Consider the following 16,259-nt stretch of genomic DNA (forward strand, 5'->3'; position numbering starts at 1 on the left):
TTCCGTGGCTTCCGTTCAGTGCCACGGTGGTCAAGGATAGAATTTGACAAACCACTTCTACGCGGTAACCACATGAAACTGACTCCGGCACGTGAAGCTTATGAAAAGTTGCGTGCACGCGACCCGCTCAGGGACTTTTTCAGCCCGTGGGACGATGTGCAGCCGTCTGACGTAGAAACACTCCGTCATGTGTTGAATACGGCAACGCGCGAAGAAGACATCCAGCAGTTCCTGCAAAAGAATCCGTTGCTCTTGATCCAGCATTTAGGGGGCGGTCATGGACGCTGGATCATCCCGAAACAGCGACTCGGCAGTGAGCACGTCACCGACTTCATGATCGCCGATTGTGACTCGATGGGCTTTCATTGGACTGCGGTGGAACTCGAAAGCCCGTTGGCAAACATGTTCACCAAGGCCGGTAACCCTTCTGCGACGCTGAATCACGCCATCCGCCAAATTCGAGACTGGCGCATATGGCTCTCCCACAACCAGAACTACGCGTCGCGACCGCGCAGTGACGACGGCCTGGGCCTTACCGACATCGATGCCGAAGTGCCTGGACTGATCTTGATGGGGCGTCGCGCAACCGAGTCCGAAGACACCAGACACATGCGTCGTCAGATCAGTCGCGAGTCGAAAATAGAAATTCACACGTTCGATTTTCTACTCGATGCTTTAACCGGGCGTTTGGCTAGCCTCGACGGTCGCAGAAACCGGAATGCTGCCACCTAGAAAGGAATGTCATCGTCCATTTCGTCCGTATATCGATCAACCGCATCAAGTCTATTCGAGAGATTGGCAATGGTGATGTTTTGCTTTTCACGCGATACCGATCGAAACATATCGATAAATTTTCGCAGATGATCCTCTACGGAAAATTTTATTTTAGTGCGATATTTTACGCCACCCTTGACGAAGCAAAGCAAAACGACACTTGAATTCGGCACATCTTTCTCAAGCATTACTTTTTTGTAGGTGCTTTCGAGATTATTTAATACGGTAGACGCATCCGTGTAGTATTTTGCGCTTGCCTCGATACCAATGAGGACATCACTCAATTTCTGAGAGAAATCCTGATAAATCTGGCGCTCGAAAAAACCAAAAGTTGAACCGGAAAAATCCGCCGTCAATACGGCATTTCGAACTTCAGCGAATGATGATATCCGATTATCCGGTTCAATCTTGCACATGCTATCAAGCAGATCACCATGCTTGAAAACTTCAATACTCATATCGGATATGATTTTCTCGAATAGCTTTCCGACAAAATACACTTCCGTACGAAAATCGTAGATCGAATTTTTGAACTCAGCGGGAAGATCACACCACCAGCTTAAAGACACGCTTTTTTCAAAATCAGATGGTGTGTTGGCGCGCTTCCCGAAACCGAAATCAATGATCTTCACAACACCTTGTTCAGTTACAAGGATGTTGTCTTCCCGGATATCTCGGTGCAACACACCGCTTTCCTCAAGATATGCGAATCCATTGATCGTTTGTTCGAATATCCGATTAATATCTTCCGGCGAAAACAAAAGATGGGTTCCAACATCCGCGCCCTTGACATACTCCATCAAAATATAACCCAAGTGCCTGTCAGGGTACAGGTAGTAGTTAAACACCCGCACCACGTTTGGATGATTGACCTGATGCAAGAGTTTGATTTCTCGCACGAACGTATCGAAAAGCTTCGTGGCTAAGGCTTGCTGGGACGGCTCATACTTCTTGCAGGCAAAATATTCATTAATCACATTATCAAAAAGCAACACTGTATTGCCAGTCGCTCCTTGCCCGAGGCGCCTCTCAAGCACGAAGTCTTTCTGTCTCAAAAACTTGACTAGTTGATTGTCCATGTAGGATTCCCTCTTCCCGCAGTTGGTGGGACGCGCCGCGTTTCTGATGGTGTGATTATCCAATTTTTTCTTCTGCTTGGGCTTCGCAATTGACCCGATCAGGTCATTGATGTGCATCACAGGTCGATCATAGGTCGCCATGACATCAACTAGTACGCGCACCAAGGCCGCAGGCCGCGATGAGTGCAAGCGGAATCGGTCCAACAACGAGGAAGTCAACTAGAAAAAATTGATTCACTGAGGTGGAGATCGAGTAGGAAGCAACTGGGGACTTGCACATTCCATCGACCAGTACGACGTGACGGCCCGAGCGCAGCGTGGGTCGGCAACGGCACGGACGCGCAGCGGACGTTCTCTGTTCATCGATGAAGTTCCACATCGCCTTTGATTTCGATTGCACGAAGTTGACCGCAAATCGAGACCCGGAGATCACCAATCATATAAGATGAGGCCAATCGGAACCCATCGGGGCAATGAGGCACAGAAGACAAGCAGAAGTGATGACCGGTGAATATTGGTCACAAGTAGTGCAGAACCAATCGGTCGTCATTCGTCTCGTTGATTCATCATTGAACTAAAGAGATGATCTGGTGAGCGACCACCGGGAGCGAGCCACCTGCACATGGCAGGTGCTAGGAATGAAGTCCAAGTAGTTCACTGATTGCTGAGGCCGCAGGCCGAAGTTCTTTGTTCATTGTTCGGCAGAAATCCAGCAGCAATCAGATTTCATTGAGTTCTCGTCAATGGACAAATATGTTCGTCCGCTGTGCGTCCGAACAACGTTGCTGGTCCTCGCTGCGCTCGGACCATCACGTGAACTGGTTGGCTGCTATATGAAGAACACAATTTATGAATTAGTTGGTCTTCTTTTTATACACCTGCCCTGGGCAGGTGGTTCGCTCACTTCGTTCGCTCTCAACCTCTTTTTTTAATTTATTAGGAACCAACCGGTCACCGATTGTTAACAATGAAGAACAATCGTTACCTCCCCACTTTACGTTTTGAGGAAAACGATAGCGTGACGAGGGGGACCGCCCAACTAAAACCAATAGACGAACAGGAGCCTGACCTTCAGGGACGGGTTGAAAGTTAGTTCCGGCTAACCCGACAGATTGGTTACTGTCTCCGTGTTTTTATTTTGACTCGACTGCACAAGGGTCTTCGAGCGCCAACGACAGGTAGGTTTGTCGTCTCGTTTCTGTTTGTGAGGGTGTCTGTTCCCTGTCATAGAAGGGCGCTGTTTACGCCTTCCGTTCTTCATCAAAGATAATTCGCATCGAGGCAAGGCAAATGCAATCGCCCAAGGGGCCGTTCGACAACATCAGGGAGATTCATGTAGACGGAACCAGAACAGGTATCCGTTGACTTCGTCCAATAGACATTCGGACGTACTTACTATTTATACATTCGAGAATTTTGAGAATTCTCGACCTGGACTTCGGAAAGAATCCTGACCAAGAAGCTGACATTATACAGGAAAGCGACCGGCACGTCAATAAAATTTGACGGTCGTTGTTTTGTATGGTACCGCATCGTCCGTGCCCTCCATAGGTCGCCACAGAACCGGTCGAACGGTGTCCCGGCGATTGCAACCAATCGCGTCACCGCCATCATTCTTGTGGTCCCGATGGCGGCCATACCGCAGTACATGAATCCCGATGAGGCAACGCGACACCAATGACAACGGCAGGCCGCAGCGGCAATGGTGCCAGGTGCGTACTCGATGCGGCGAAGCCATTACATTGCGTCCATTGATGGCAGCAGTACTTCGTCGCTCCCAATGGGGATGCCGATCCAACCGACCACTATCCACCAGGCATCGATCAGCTCATACATACACGGACCGTCACGAACCAATCCCCAAGTGAGCGCATCCGATTCCCTCTTCGCTTCCATCCACTGTCCGATAGTCAGCGTTGCGCGCTGAACGTACCGTTCAATGGCGATGAGATGCAACTACAATTAGATCGTTGTCGCATACGCACAAACAACCATCACGGAGACCGGAATCGAATGCTTTATTCAATCGACAGCGGGAAGTACATCATGGACGTGCCCTATGAGAAGGACTTTCATCGCTGGAAAAGTCGTCTCTCACAGTCCGAATACGATGCCATCGTGGGGGAACTGAACAACCGGATCGACGGCGACGACATTCACACGTCTAGTTGGATGCCCGGGAACGACTGGTCTGGCACGGTGTACGATCCGATCTACCGGAAAGCGTGTGAATACGATGAAGTCGAATCGGGCAAGTGCTTTGGACTATTCGTATGGATCGTCCTTCAACAGCACCATGACGTTTGGGGGTTTGGGCGCTATGAGAAAGACGGTGTCCCTATCCGTGGATTGACCTACTTTAAGCTGAACAATCCGCCGCCGCGTTAAGCATTGCAGTCGTCCGGCTTCCGCCGCAGCGAGCTATCGTTGGTGGCGGTGGCACAATGGCAGTGGCCCGCGCCATCAATTGCGATATAGCAGTGGCCACCGGAGGTGGTGCGCAATGATGGTACGTGTGAGCATCGGTCTCTCGAAACCATTCGATCGTCGCATCGACCGATATTGTTCGGGTTGCCCCTCTACGGAGTTATAGCCTGACACTATCGAACAAACCGCCTCCTCCTTAACCAATCACTTCGCCGCTTTTGGGGTCTCGAAGCCTTTCAGCGAGACTAACGCAGATCGCATCCTCGCCTTGAAGGAAGCACGACGTGCCCTTGTCGAAGTCGCTGAGAAGAATCAGCGCAAGACTTTCTCCCAGACCTTCTTGCGGAAACAGGAAAAACACCACGTCCACTATATGGTTCGGAAATTCATCTTCGGTGTATGCCTTGAGGTTTCTGTATTTCTCTATCTCGTCTCTGGTCAGTGCGAACGCGGTTTGGCCCGCTGTCTTGTGGTATTTGGCATCGGCCAAGACGATGTGGTTACTAGCAGAAGATTCCAAAATAAAGTCTGGGCGCTTGCCTCCACGCATCCAGAGGTCCTGATTGATCGCACCTCTCGACTGGTCAACCTCAGCGAAAATGATCCCCAGTGCGTCGAAAGCCTCTCTCGCCAAAGCTTCTCCGATTTTCCCCGCGAACTCAGGTGACTCCCACGATAGGCGTAGCTGTAGCTTTCTGAGCGAATCGGTCTTGAACTTAAAAGTGGCTGCACTCATGGTCGAATCGAAGTAGTCAGCGGAATGAGAATGTGTGTCGGCCCGCCGAACGTGCAGCGGGCCGTATGAGCAACGGGAGGCATCACCCCAGGCAGAGGAACGCAAGCACTAACTTGCTACCCACGGCGTGGTTTCCGGCAAGCAGGCGCCGGAGTGAACTGGCTGCTGAACGTCCAGACTCGGCAATGATTTCACAATCTTCATCGTTTCCAGGCTGACCGTCACAACCCTCTGAAACAATTCCAGCGGGTAGCGAGGATTGTTCATTGTCTCGATCGCGTAGTCGTTCGCGTCGTTGACAATGCCACTGTCCTTGTCGGTCTTGACGCACTGGCGCTCGACCACCCAATCCAGCGCGGGCTTGCCGTTGACTACATATTCGTAGGCTTCCAACGGAATGCCCTTCACAGTGATCTTGTCGTTGTAGATCAAAGTAGTCAGGTCCTTGTCCTTGCCGCTCTTTCCGTACTTCATCTTCTCGACGCGGTAGTCCGCATCGGTCAACAGCAATCCGCCGCCTTCGATTTGCAACGGGTACTTCTCCACCGTCTCGTAGGTGACGTGCAGGTCGGCCAGTTTCCGACCAGCCTTCGAGAACGCCCAGAAGTCGCCAGCAGTCTTCACGCATGGGATGCGCGGCAGTTCCTTGCTTAGATTGTCGGCATAGCGTTCGCGATAGTCCGGCGAATGCAGCAAGCCGTAGACGTAGTAGAAAATGTCTTCCTTGCTGATCTGTTCGGCGGGATAGGCTGCCTGAAAGTGCACCAGTCCTGCATCGGTCAGTGCATATCGGTGACTTGCCTTCTCATGACCGTCTGAAGCAAATAGCCCGGTTTGCGGTCCTTCATCGTCGTTATCGGGTCTGGCGACATCATATAGGTACAGCGGAAAACACTGACCGGTCTGTAGCAAATGAAGGTCGGGAAGGTAATCCGTCATCAAGGCCGAGAATTCCTTCTGCGCCCCAACGCCATTAATGCAGATGACGCGATTCTGCGCCATCACATCTGGGAACATGCGTGGCATTTGATAGACCATTTCGTTGAATCGGCGGTCGAAATACAGCCACTGCTTCGTGAAGGGTCGGTACATGCTCGGACTAAGGCGGTCCGAGTCGAACTTAAAGCACCGGTCCTTCGCCAATTCCTGTTTCAAGGCCCGTGTCCAACTGATCTTCGACGGGTCCGTGTTAATAAATCTGTCTACCTTAGCTTCTCGGGCCTTCTTGTCGAGTCCAGCATGCGTCTTGTTGAACCGTTTAACTTCGTTGTTATAAAAATCGATCATCCGCGCCATATTTGATTCGGCCCCGGCCCGCGATGCGTTGTAGCACCACGCATCGCGTTGCGTCTTTACGCCGCTCGAATAGTTCTCGAACAGAGTCTTTTCGTCCACATCTCCCTTGTCGCCGAGCACCATGTAATCGCCAAAGCGATCATCCCGCTGTTTAAGCCAGTCACCATGCGTGTCAGGTGTGATGATTTTCCAGCCACCGCTTTGCGTGATTCCTGCGATGCTGCCAAACGCACCGACCTTGTTCAGTTTCTCTTCTCGGGTCAGGTAGTCACCGATGTCGTGAAAATAAATCTGGCCGTGCTGCTCGGCATCCGGGTTCTTCACAAGTATCGAAATTGCGACAGGAGCGCGACTTCCCATACCAAACACGTTATCTTTCTCTTTGCGGCGCAATTCGCCCGACATGCGTGCGTTGCCGCGTAGATGGAACACATAGATGCTGCTGAACTCGTCAGCCAGACACTGGCGTAGACCACTGAAGGTGCCTGTATCCAAGAAGTTCGCGTTGGTCACGAAACCGATCACGCCGCTCTTCCCAATCCGATCGCTGGCCCAACGGATCGCACGAATATAGCTGTCATACAACGCGTTCTTGTTTGTAGCCTTGGAGCGTTCCGCATAGGTATTACGGACGCGGGCATCCAAATGTGGATATTCGACGTTCTGGTTATTGTCGTTGGCCGTCTCCTGTCCGACTGAATAGGGCGGATTCGCCATGATCACGCGAATGTCTAGCTTCTTCTGACGCTTTCGGCGGGCGCTGTTTTGCTCCAGTAGCGCGTCAACCATGTCTTCCGTCTCGTACATCTGAAACGTATCTGTAAGGCAGATGCCTTCGAACGGCTGGTAATTGCCGCCGACGATGCCGTGATACACCGCTTCTATGTTCACGGCTGCGATGTAGTAAGCCAGCAGCACGATCTCGTTCGCATGAATTTCATGCTTGTACTTGTGCGGCAGTTCTTCGGGTGTGATGTGGCCGCTTTGCAGAAGACGTGTCACGAATGTACCCGTCCCCACGAATGGATCGATGATATGAACGCCTTTGCTACCCAAGGTCTGGTCGAACTCGGTCTGCAACACGTGGGCTACGCTATGGATGATGAAGTCCACGACCTCCACCGGCGTATAGACGATCCCCAACCGCTCGGTCATCTTCGGGAAGGCGTTGCGGAAGAACTTATCGTACAACTCGACGACGATCTTCTGCTTGCCACCGGCATTGTCGATGCCTTCGGCCCGCATCTTAACGCTCTCGTAGAACCCTTCCAGCGTGTCGGCTTCTTTATCCAGTCGGTGCTCTTCCAGCACGTCTAACACGTGCTGCATCGCCAGCGACATCGGGTTGTGCTTCGCGAAGCTGTAGTCCGCAAACAACGCATCGAATACCGGCTTCGTGATGAGATGCTGCGCCAACATCTCGATGATTTCGCCATCCGTGATGCTGCCGTTCAGGTCATCACGCAGTTCTGCGGCAAACTCATTGAACGCGTCTCGTTCCTTCGCGTTGGCAGGGTTCTCGACGATGGCCGTAATGCGGTCAATGTGGGTGCGGGCGATCTTCGCAATGTCGTTCGCCCAATCTTCCCAATGGTGTCTGTTGCCGACCTTCTGGACCAGCTTGGCATAGATAGCTTTCTCGATCTCGCCGATCTCGAATTGCAGTTCGCCCTGTTCCGGCGTCGTGCGCTTCTTGACCGCTTCGCCGATTGTGAATCCGCCCTTACCGGCGTCCTTGTTCTTCGTTCCGCTGGTTTTCTGCTGCTTTTTCTGAATCTTGTCAGTGATCGCGATGACTTCCATCTTGCTGGTGTTCGGCCCGTTCAGTTCGAGCTTGTTCACCATCGCATCAAAGCGGTCATCATGCGAACGAAGTGCCTGTAGAACTTGCCAGACCACGGCATAGGTCTTGTTGTCGTTCAGGGCTTCGTGTGGTTCGACGCCAGCCGGAATCACCACCGGCAGAACCACATACCCGCGCTTCTTGCCAGGTGCGTTGCGCATGACGCGACCGACCGACTGCACTACGTCAACCTGAGAGTTACGCGGCGTCAGGAATAGCACGGCATCCAGTGCGGGAACGTCCACACCTTCGGACAGGCACCGGACGTTGCTGAGAATGCGACAGGTGTTCTCGGGCGTCTCGGCCTTCAGCCATGCCAGCTTCGCTTCCTTCTCGCTGGCATTCATGCCACCGTCAACGTGTTCGGCTTCGCACTGAAGTCGCGTCGCCTGTTCGAATTCTTCCGTCTCTTCAGACTCCTGATACGCTTCAACGACCGCTTGGAACATCCCGGCGATCTGTTTCGAACTGACCTTGTGCGTCTTGGCCCCTTTCGAAACTTCAATGACCTGACAGAAGGCCACCGCACGGCTCATAGGATCGCCGTCGCCAACCAAGTCTTCGGTCAAGCCCTGCTTCGAAAGCGCCTTCCAGCAGCCGACGATCTTGGCAGCATCGTCCACCTTCAACTGGTTGTTCTCATCCCGCAGCAGGTCTTGCAGACGCCGGTTGACGTGTGTTTCTTCAACTGCCAGCACGATCACCTTGTAATCGACCAGCAACCCACGCTTGACCGCTTCCGAGAACGTGATGACGAACAGTTCGTCACCGTACAGCGCCTTGTCGTCCATCGAGCAAAGCGCAACGTTGTCACGTTCAGCCGTTGCCTTGGCCGAATCCCCATAGATACGTGGCGTCGCCGTCATGTACAGGCGCTTGGAAGCGCGAATGTAGTCGGCGTCGTGAACCCGAACGAACGTGCTTTCGTCATCGTCGCCGAAGGTCGCGCCAGTGGTGCGGTGCGCTTCATCGCAGACGATCAGGTCGAAGTCGGCCATCCCGAACTGTTTCTGCGCACGGCTGATGACATCAATCGAGTGATAGGTGGAGAAAACGACACTCATATGCGCCGCGTCGTGCCGCTTCGCCATCTCTGCCGCCAGCCGGGCCGAATCCGTGGTGGCCGGGTAGCGCAATTCGTGGACGAAGGTCTGCACCATGTCGTCTTCTTTCTTGCGCTTCTTGCCAACATCACTGTCCGAGCACACGGCAAAACTATGCAGCGGCGTCGCACTTTCTTGTGTCCATTCCGTCAAGGTCTGGGAAAGCAGCGACAGACTTGGCACAAGGAACAGCACTCGCTTGCCAGCACCGGCCATCGCTTCGGCGACCTTCAAGCTGGTGAACGTCTTCCCGGTGCCGCAGGCCATGATTAGCTTGCCACGGTCGGCATCGGCCAGACCATGAACAACTGCATTCAGTGCATTGGTCTGGTGCGAGCGCAGTTCCTTCTTCGCCTTGATGACCGGCGCGGCCTTGGGATGGTACTGGCCCCAATCGATCTGGCTTTCTTCAAGGGCGGTCAGATCGATCTTGCTGACGGGTGGCTGCTGATCCAGCAACGCATCTTCGGCGTGTTCGCTCCAGTGGTTCGTCGTGGCGACGATGATCCGGCGCATGAATGGCTTCTTGCCCGATGCCGTGAAGAAGCTGTCAATGTCGCCTTTCTGGACCTTGTAGTCCGGGGCATATAGCTTGCACTGGATCGCATGGAATTCACCCGTACCGTGCGTTTTTGCCACAAGGTCGATACCAGTGTCGCGCTTGTCCAGCCCTTGGAGGTCAGCCCATTCCGCATACGTCCACACGTCGCTGTATAGGTCGCGGTACGTGGCTTCGTTCCGCAAATAGGTGACGATCAACTCTTCGAAGTATGTTCCCTTCTCCCGTTCAGTAACGGAGGTTTGGCGGAAGGCGTCGAGAAGCATTTCGAGTGCGGTCATAGTGCTGAGGTGCTTGTTATTGTGACGATCAAGCCACGAAGCCGACATTATGCCGTTCAGCCAATTCCTCGACACCTGACGGAATCACGATGCCCCCGCCAGCAACTCTAAGTGAATCTGATCCAGCCCGGTACAGCACGTCGGAACGCTTCGGCGCGCGTCCAACAATGCACCGAATGAAAGCGTCCAGGACATCCTGTCGTGCTGCGATATGTACTTCCGCCCGAACGGTCCAATCGCGTAAACTTGCGGCACAGTGCGGCCCGATTGTTGTCCCAAATCCGTCCCACTGCTGTCCCACTTTATCAACCGAGTGGGACAAGATCGAATGAATCGCCATCGGTAAGCCCTTGATTTAAAAGGCCGTCCAGGTCGGGCTGCTGACCGTCTACGACATGTGCAAGGCCGTCGATCGCGGGATGGTGATCACCGACGTGAGCGTGCGCGAGAAACGCGGCGGGAAGTCGGGAGACTGGAAAGCGGAAGACGTCGCGAGTTGACCGCCAGCGGTAAGAGCAGCCATTCACGGGGCAGCGCCGGCCGTAGCGATGCCCCGTTCGAACGATAAAAACCAGAAAAACGCCTCACTCATGAAGAATCTCACGCTGAAATGCGCCGCGCCGCTGCTGTGCGCGTTCCTCCTGCTGCCGGCCGCCGCATCGGCCGCTGGCGCCTGCCCCGCCGCCGACACCGCCGCGCGCGCGGCCATCGACGCGCAGCACCGCGTACAGCAGGTCCGCAATCCGCCGAGCGACGGGCCCGGCGTCGAGATTTCGCCGCCGCTGCGCGACGCGCTGCGTACGTACAAGCAGGCGCTCGCCGGCGCGATCGATGCGCGGCTCGCCTGCAGCGACGAACAGGTCGACCCGGCCGCGCTGAAACGCACGCTCGCAGCCGCGCTCGGCGTGCCGGCCCGGCCCGTCCAGCCGAAAGACGGCGAATCGGCGTTCGGCCGCAATCCGGACGTCGACGTCGAACGCGGCGGCACGTCCCGCCCGTTGCTCTTCGTGCGCGCCGGCTTCGACATCGCATGCGGTGACGACAACCTGCTGACCGCCTACGCATGGGAAAACGGCGGCTGGCGGCGCGTGCTGCGCTGGCAGGCCGACGACTACAAGGACATCGGCGGCGCGTACGGCGGCGGCTTCTGGTTCTCGGCGCTGCCCGGCGGGCAGGTCGCGGTCGTCCACGGCACGCCGTGGTGCGCGTCGCGCTGGAGCCAGTTCGCCGCGGACGTGGTCGCACCGGCCAACGGCCCGACCGCGCAACGCGTGCTGTTCCATGCCGAGAACAGCTACGTGCTCGACGAAAACCCGCTCCGGTTCAAGGTGCGCCCCGACGGCTTCGAGGTGCGCGCAACGGTCGGCTCGATGGACAGCGAAGTGCTGACGCGGCCCGGCGTCTTCCGCTATCGCGTCGACGGCGACACCGTGCAGCGCGTCCAACCCGTCGCGCTCAACGGCCGCGATTTCGTCGACGAATGGCTGAACGTGAACGATGTGCAGGCGCGCGAATGGAGCGAACCCGCCGCCGCGGCTGCCGCGCTAAAGGGCCGGCAGGCGTTCGACAAGGCCCGCAAGGCACCCGGCACCGGGTTCGAGTACGGCCCGGTGCGCAGTTGCTCGGACAGCAAGGACCGCTTTCAGGTCGAACTCGATCTGACGGGCAACACCGGGGAAACGGTTGCGCGGCACTATGCGCAGATACGCCAGGAACGCAACGGGTTCACGCTGCTCGGGCTGAGCACGGCGGCCGAGCCGGCTTGCCGCGGCGCGAACCTGATGCCGCGGCACTGAACGTCGGGCACGCGTGGCCCCACGGCCGCGCGCAGCGACATTCGGCGGCCGCGCGCCACGAAGGAGCCGGCAGGAAACCATACCGGACGGCAACCGGCACGCACGCCGCGCCGCCCGCGCATCACTTGCCGCGCTGCGGCTCGAACACGAACGGTTGGGTCAGCAGGAACGGATTCGCGGTCGCGCCCGTCTGCACGCAGGTTGCGTGCGTCATCGCGTCGACGGCCGCGCGATCGGCCGCCGCATTACGGCTGCTCGTCGTCACGGTGACGTTCTGCGCTTCGCCAGACGTCGTCATCAGCGCGCGCACGAGCACGGTCGCCGGACGCGTGAGCGGCTTCGCGGTATCCGGATAGACGGCGCGCGGAATGTGGCAGGTCAGCTTGCTTTCCTGCGACGACGACAGCATCGCGCAGCCGGAAAACAGCATCGCGACGGCGGGCAGGATCAGGTAGGTCGAGCGAATAACCATGGTCGAATATCGTTCTTCAGCACTGTTGCGGACGAACGCGCCGCGCGCCGGGGAACATCGCCCGGCCGCATCGCATGCGTCACACCGCGCCGCGGCCATCGGACCGGCGCCCCGTTACGGCCGCACGGCCGATCGATGCTCGGCCGCGATCCTGCGTGGCGGACTTCCCGGGTAGCCCGGTGTTGCCGGTGTTCGCGTCGCCCCTGCCTCACACGGGCCGGCACGCGAGCGCTTTCGCGCATTGTGCACGCGCCGCCCGGCGAGCGGCGGCGAATTGACAATGGTTGACGCGAATCGCCGTGCCTTCAGCCGGAATCCGCGCAATCCACGAGGTAATCGATACGCGCCGGATTCGCCCGCGCCCGGTTCACGCCGGGCGGTTGCGTTCGGCACGCGCCGCTGCTCCCGCACGGCACGGCCCCTGCGGGCATTCCCCGTTCCGGCAGGGGCCGCGCGTATCAATCGGAATCGTCGTCGTCCTCGTCGTCGGCCGCGTCGGCCGGAACTTCGCCGTATTTCGCGATGACCGCCGCCTTGAACGTCTTCAGCGCCGGCTGCTGGTCGCACAGCTTGTACAGCGCCGCCAGCTGTTGCGGCCAGTCCTTCAGCTCCTTCGCGAACACGTGCAGGCGCGCGACGGTGTCGAGCGCGCCGGCTTCGCGGCCGGCCAGTGCCTGCAGCACCGCATAGCGGCGCAGCACCGTCTCGCCGGGCAGCAGCGCGATCGCGCGCTCGTGCGCGGCGAGCTTGGCCGGCAGGTCGTCCGCCGAAATCGGGAGCAGCGTGGCCGCGCCGTATTCGCCCCAGGCGCCGAACAGCAACGACGGCGCGTCGCGGTATTGCGCGGCCGGATCGCTGCCGTAATACAGCACTTCCGCGCGCTGGTAGTCGCGCAGCACGGGCACCGCCGCCAGCACGCCGCCGACCGACAGCACCGCGAACAGCCCGAAGGCTGCGCGCCCCGGCAGGAAACGCAGCGGCTTCACGTCGAGCAGCCCGATCACGAACATCGCCGGCAACAGGAAGAACATGTACTGCTGCGGATACTCGACCAGCGCATGCATCAGCAGGATGCCGATCAGCGCGAAGCCGAACACGCGCATGCTCGACTGCGGCGCGCGCACCGCACGCACGAACCACGTCACGAGCGCGACGACGAGCACGCCCAGGCCGACGAGGCCGGACTTCGCCAGCAGGTCGATGAAGATGTCGTGCGAGTTGTTCGCGATCTCGACGCCGCCCAGCGCGCGCACGAGCGCGAACTGGTGTGACGGGAACTCGCCCCAGCCGACGCCGAGCAGCGGGTGCTCGCGGAACATCGCGAGCCCGTACTTCCACAGTGCGAGGCGCGGCGCGATCTGCCCCGCGTCACGCATCCGGTCGGCCGCGGATTCCGCGAGGTTCAGGTGATAGTGCACGTTGGCCCAGCGCACCGCGACGTTCACCGCGATGAACGCCACCGCGAGCACGACCGGGATCAGCCACGCGCGCGCATTGCCCGGCGCGCGGCGCGTTTCAAGCCACGCCATCCAGAAGCCCGCGACGACCATCACCGCGACCTGCAGCCACGGCCCGCGCGACACCGTCAGCGCAAGACCGACCGACAGCACGAGCGACAGCGCGAGCCACGCCCACACCGCGAGCCGGCGCGTCTGCACGAGATACAGCGCGCCCGCAAGCGCGAACGCGATGTAGCTGGCCAGATGGTTCGCCTGCGCCATGTTGCCGTACGGGCGGCGATCGACTGCGACGTTGTACATCACGACGAACGGCGACAGCGCCGACTCGAGGTGGAACAACTGCACGATCTGGGTGCCGACCGCGAACACGCCGCCGACGAGCAGCGCGCCGGCCATCATCCGCGACACGGCCTCGGCCAGCCCGTCGCGCGCGAGCGTAAAGCCTGCCTGCATCGCGACCAGCGCGGCGGCGAGATAGCCGACCGCGAGCCAGTTCATCGACGGCACCTTGAGCGGAATCAGCGCGACCTGCGCGATGAGCACCATCGCGAACCCGAGCGGCGCAACGAACGCGGCCGGCGCGGCGAACGGTTCGGCCGGGCGACCGGTGCGCGCGAGCAGCACGACGGACACCCCCACCAGCAGATACAGCACCAGCGCGGAAAACTCGGAATAGAAGGTCGGGATCGGATACGTGTGATTCGTGATCGCGTACGGCACGATCAGGGCGACAGCCAGCGCAACGAGCGGCAACGAACGGGAAAAAGTAGAAGGCATGAGCGAACCGGATGTCAGCAACCGGCGCACTATACAAAACTTTCCCCCCTCTGTGCGGGGCCTTCGCGCCGCGCCCCGGCGCGGGGCGGCCGCCCCGGCCGACCGAAGCGGCGGCCGGCATGCTGCCCGTGCCGCCCTGCTCCGCTGCCGGCACTACGCACGGCACTCCGCCGGCGCATATTTCGCAGGCAGCGTCGCGGCATCGCCCGGCAACGGCCCGGCCCCCGGCGCCGGCAGCGACGACGCGTCCTTGCCGGCGGCGAAGCACTCCCACGCGATCGCGCCGGCCTGCATCGCGCCCTTTTTGAGCGGCACGCGTGCGGTGGGCGCGTCGGCCTTGTCGGGCGCGGACGGCACGAGCACCAGCGTATTGGCGCCCGCCGCCGCGACGCGCGTGGTGAAGGCGACCGTGATCTGGCCGGTCTCGCCGTCGATCGCGACGGATTCGACGTTGCGGGTCGCGGCCGGCGGGCTGTAGCCGCCGTCGAGGCCCGCGCCGCTCGCGGCGTTGTCGGCGACGGCCAGCCGCGCGGACGACGCAAGCGCGAGCCCCTCGCCGACACGCGAGCGCGCAAGGTAATCCTGGTACGCGGGAATCGCATAGGCGGCGATCACGCCGACGATCGCCAGCACGATCATCAGTTCGATCAGCGTGAAGCCGGCCGGCCGCCAGCGCGGCGATGACCGGTTTGCGCGCCGCAGGTCGGCGGCAACACGACGGAACAGGGAAACGGAAAAGGCTTCGAACATGGCAGGCTCCGGAAACGAAAAACGCCTGCCGTTAAAGGCAGGCGTCTCGATCGTAGCCAGCAGGCCGTGAATCCGGCAGTCCGCCGGATGGCCAGTGTCAGTGTGCGCGCGGTGCGCCGCTGCGCCGCCTGAGCGCGTAACCGATCGCCACCACGAACAGCGCGCCCGCGATGCTCGCCCCGTAGAGCACCGGCTGCGTATCGAGCACCGGCCAGCGGTCGCCGACCGGGTCGTTCACGATCAAGCCGCCCGCGATCCAGCCGAGCAGCCCGGCGCCGAGCGCCACGACGATCGGGAAACGGTCGAGCAGCTTCAGCACCAGCGTGCTGCCCCACACGATGATCGGCACGCTGACGACGAGCCCGAAGATCACGAGCGGGATCCGGTGCGACGGGTCGGCCTGCTCGGCCGCGCCGGCGATCGCGATCACGTTGTCGAGGCTCATTACCGCGTCGGCGATCACGATCGTCTTCACGGCGTCCCACAGCCGGCTGGCCGGCTTGATGTCGTCGTGCGCGTCGGCGGCCGGCGCCATCAGCTTGATGCCGATCCACAGCAGCAGCAACCCGCCGCCGAACTTCAGGAACGGCACGTCGAGCAGCGCGACCGCAAACGTGATCAGCGCGACGCGCAGCAGGATCGCACCCGCGGTGCCCCAGATGACACCGCGCAGCCGCTGGTTCGCGGGCAGGTTGCGGCAGGCGAGCGCGATGACGACGGCGTTGTCGCCGCCGAGCAGGATATCGATGATGACGATCTGGAGCACGGCGCCCCAGTGCAGCGACGTCAGGAATTCGAGCATGGGGTGATGTGCAGGACAGTGGCGGCCTGGCAGGCGGCCGGGTTCATCGCCGGCACATGCACGACGCATGTCCGGTGGGTGCTTACGAATTCATTGCGCGAGCA

At 59.1% G+C, this 16,259-nt stretch carries 10 protein-coding genes and 1 pseudogene; 4 read left to right on the forward strand and 7 right to left on the reverse strand.

The annotated features are described in order from the left end of the window. Window positions 1-72 precede the first annotated feature (72 nt). Window positions 73-732, forward strand: coding sequence for a Shedu anti-phage system protein SduA domain-containing protein (locus tag PQB87_RS14880; protein ID WP_489242297.1), 660 nt, complete (start codon window positions 73-75; stop codon window positions 730-732). Here the strand turns inward: PQB87_RS14880 and PQB87_RS14885 are convergent. After that, on the reverse strand, window positions 729-1,994 hold the full coding sequence (locus tag PQB87_RS14885; RefSeq protein ID WP_489242299.1) for a protein kinase family protein: 1,266 nt from the start codon (window positions 1,992-1,994) through the stop codon (window positions 729-731). The genes PQB87_RS14880 and PQB87_RS14885 overlap by 4 nt on opposite strands. Before the next feature lie 1,905 nt (window positions 1,995-3,899). On the opposite strand from PQB87_RS14885, the gene PQB87_RS14890 reads away from it, so the two are divergent. Next, the gene (locus PQB87_RS14890; RefSeq protein ID WP_489242301.1) at window positions 3,900-4,241 is read left to right on the forward strand and encodes a hypothetical protein; all 342 of its coding nucleotides are present in this window, start codon (window positions 3,900-3,902) and stop codon (window positions 4,239-4,241) included. A 235-nt stretch (window positions 4,242-4,476) separates the two neighbouring features. Here the strand turns inward: PQB87_RS14890 and PQB87_RS14895 are convergent, their stop codons facing one another. Beyond that, entirely contained in the window at window positions 4,477-5,016 is a 540-nt protein-coding gene (locus tag PQB87_RS14895; RefSeq protein ID WP_059796173.1) for a hypothetical protein, read from the reverse strand. Between the two features lie 108 nt (window positions 5,017-5,124). After that, window positions 5,125-10,098 carry a DEAD/DEAH box helicase gene (locus PQB87_RS14900; protein WP_489242303.1) on the reverse strand — a complete coding sequence of 1,658 codons (4,974 nt, stop codon included), beginning with the start codon at window positions 10,096-10,098 and terminating at the stop codon, window positions 5,125-5,127. A gap of 362 nt (window positions 10,099-10,460) precedes the next feature. On the opposite strand from PQB87_RS14900, the pseudogene PQB87_RS14905 reads away from it, so the two are divergent. Further along, window positions 10,461-10,598: pseudogene (locus PQB87_RS14905) on the forward strand (cyclic pyranopterin monophosphate synthase MoaC); the annotation flags it as partial. 90 nt (window positions 10,599-10,688) lie between these two features. Then, a complete protein-coding gene (locus PQB87_RS14910; RefSeq protein WP_489242305.1) occupies window positions 10,689-11,894 on the forward strand; it encodes a hypothetical protein in 1,206 nt (401 codons plus the stop codon). A gap of 121 nt (window positions 11,895-12,015) precedes the next feature. Here PQB87_RS14910 and PQB87_RS14915 read toward each other — a convergent pair whose 3' ends face one another. From PQB87_RS14915 to PQB87_RS14930, 4 genes are all read right to left on the reverse strand, one after another. Continuing rightward, complete coding sequence (locus PQB87_RS14915; RefSeq protein WP_060067221.1) at window positions 12,016-12,366, reverse strand: TonB family protein; 351 nt, start codon at window positions 12,364-12,366, stop codon at window positions 12,016-12,018. Window positions 12,367-12,824: 458 nt separating this feature from the next. After that, window positions 12,825-14,603 carry a PglL family O-oligosaccharyltransferase gene (locus tag PQB87_RS14920; protein WP_489242307.1) on the reverse strand — a complete coding sequence of 593 codons (1,779 nt, stop codon included), beginning with the start codon at window positions 14,601-14,603 and terminating at the stop codon, window positions 12,825-12,827. 153 nt (window positions 14,604-14,756) lie between these two features. Further along, a complete protein-coding gene (locus PQB87_RS14925) occupies window positions 14,757-15,353 on the reverse strand; it encodes a pilin (RefSeq protein WP_027789216.1) in 597 nt (198 codons plus the stop codon). Between the two features lie 97 nt (window positions 15,354-15,450). Beyond that, window positions 15,451-16,155 carry a TerC family protein gene (locus PQB87_RS14930; protein WP_059688801.1) on the reverse strand — a complete coding sequence of 235 codons (705 nt, stop codon included), beginning with the start codon at window positions 16,153-16,155 and terminating at the stop codon, window positions 15,451-15,453. Between the last annotated feature and the right edge of the window lie 104 nt (window positions 16,156-16,259).

It is taken from the genome of Burkholderia sp. KL41, assembly GCF_057005415.2.

Coding starts and splice junctions, on each gene's coding strand:
- PQB87_RS14890 (WP_489242301.1), top strand. CDS start 3,900: ATGGACGTGCCCTATGAGAAGGACTTTCATCGCTGGAAAAGTCGTCTC.
- PQB87_RS14910 (WP_489242305.1), top strand. CDS start 10,689: ATGAAGAATCTCACGCTGAAATGCGCCGCGCCGCTGCTGTGCGCGTTC.
- PQB87_RS14885 (WP_489242299.1), bottom strand. CDS start 1,994: ATGGCGACCTATGATCGACCTGTGATGCACATCAATGACCTGATCGGG.
- PQB87_RS14880 (WP_489242297.1), top strand. CDS start 73: ATGAAACTGACTCCGGCACGTGAAGCTTATGAAAAGTTGCGTGCACGC.
- PQB87_RS14895 (WP_059796173.1), bottom strand. CDS start 5,016: ATGAGTGCAGCCACTTTTAAGTTCAAGACCGATTCGCTCAGAAAGCTA.
- PQB87_RS14900 (WP_489242303.1), bottom strand. CDS start 10,098: ATGACCGCACTCGAAATGCTTCTCGACGCCTTCCGCCAAACCTCCGTT.
- PQB87_RS14930 (WP_059688801.1), bottom strand. CDS start 16,155: ATGCTCGAATTCCTGACGTCGCTGCACTGGGGCGCCGTGCTCCAGATC.
- PQB87_RS14920 (WP_489242307.1), bottom strand. CDS start 14,603: ATGCCTTCTACTTTTTCCCGTTCGTTGCCGCTCGTTGCGCTGGCTGTC.
- PQB87_RS14915 (WP_060067221.1), bottom strand. CDS start 12,366: ATGGTTATTCGCTCGACCTACCTGATCCTGCCCGCCGTCGCGATGCTG.
- PQB87_RS14925 (WP_027789216.1), bottom strand. CDS start 15,353: ATGTTCGAAGCCTTTTCCGTTTCCCTGTTCCGTCGTGTTGCCGCCGAC.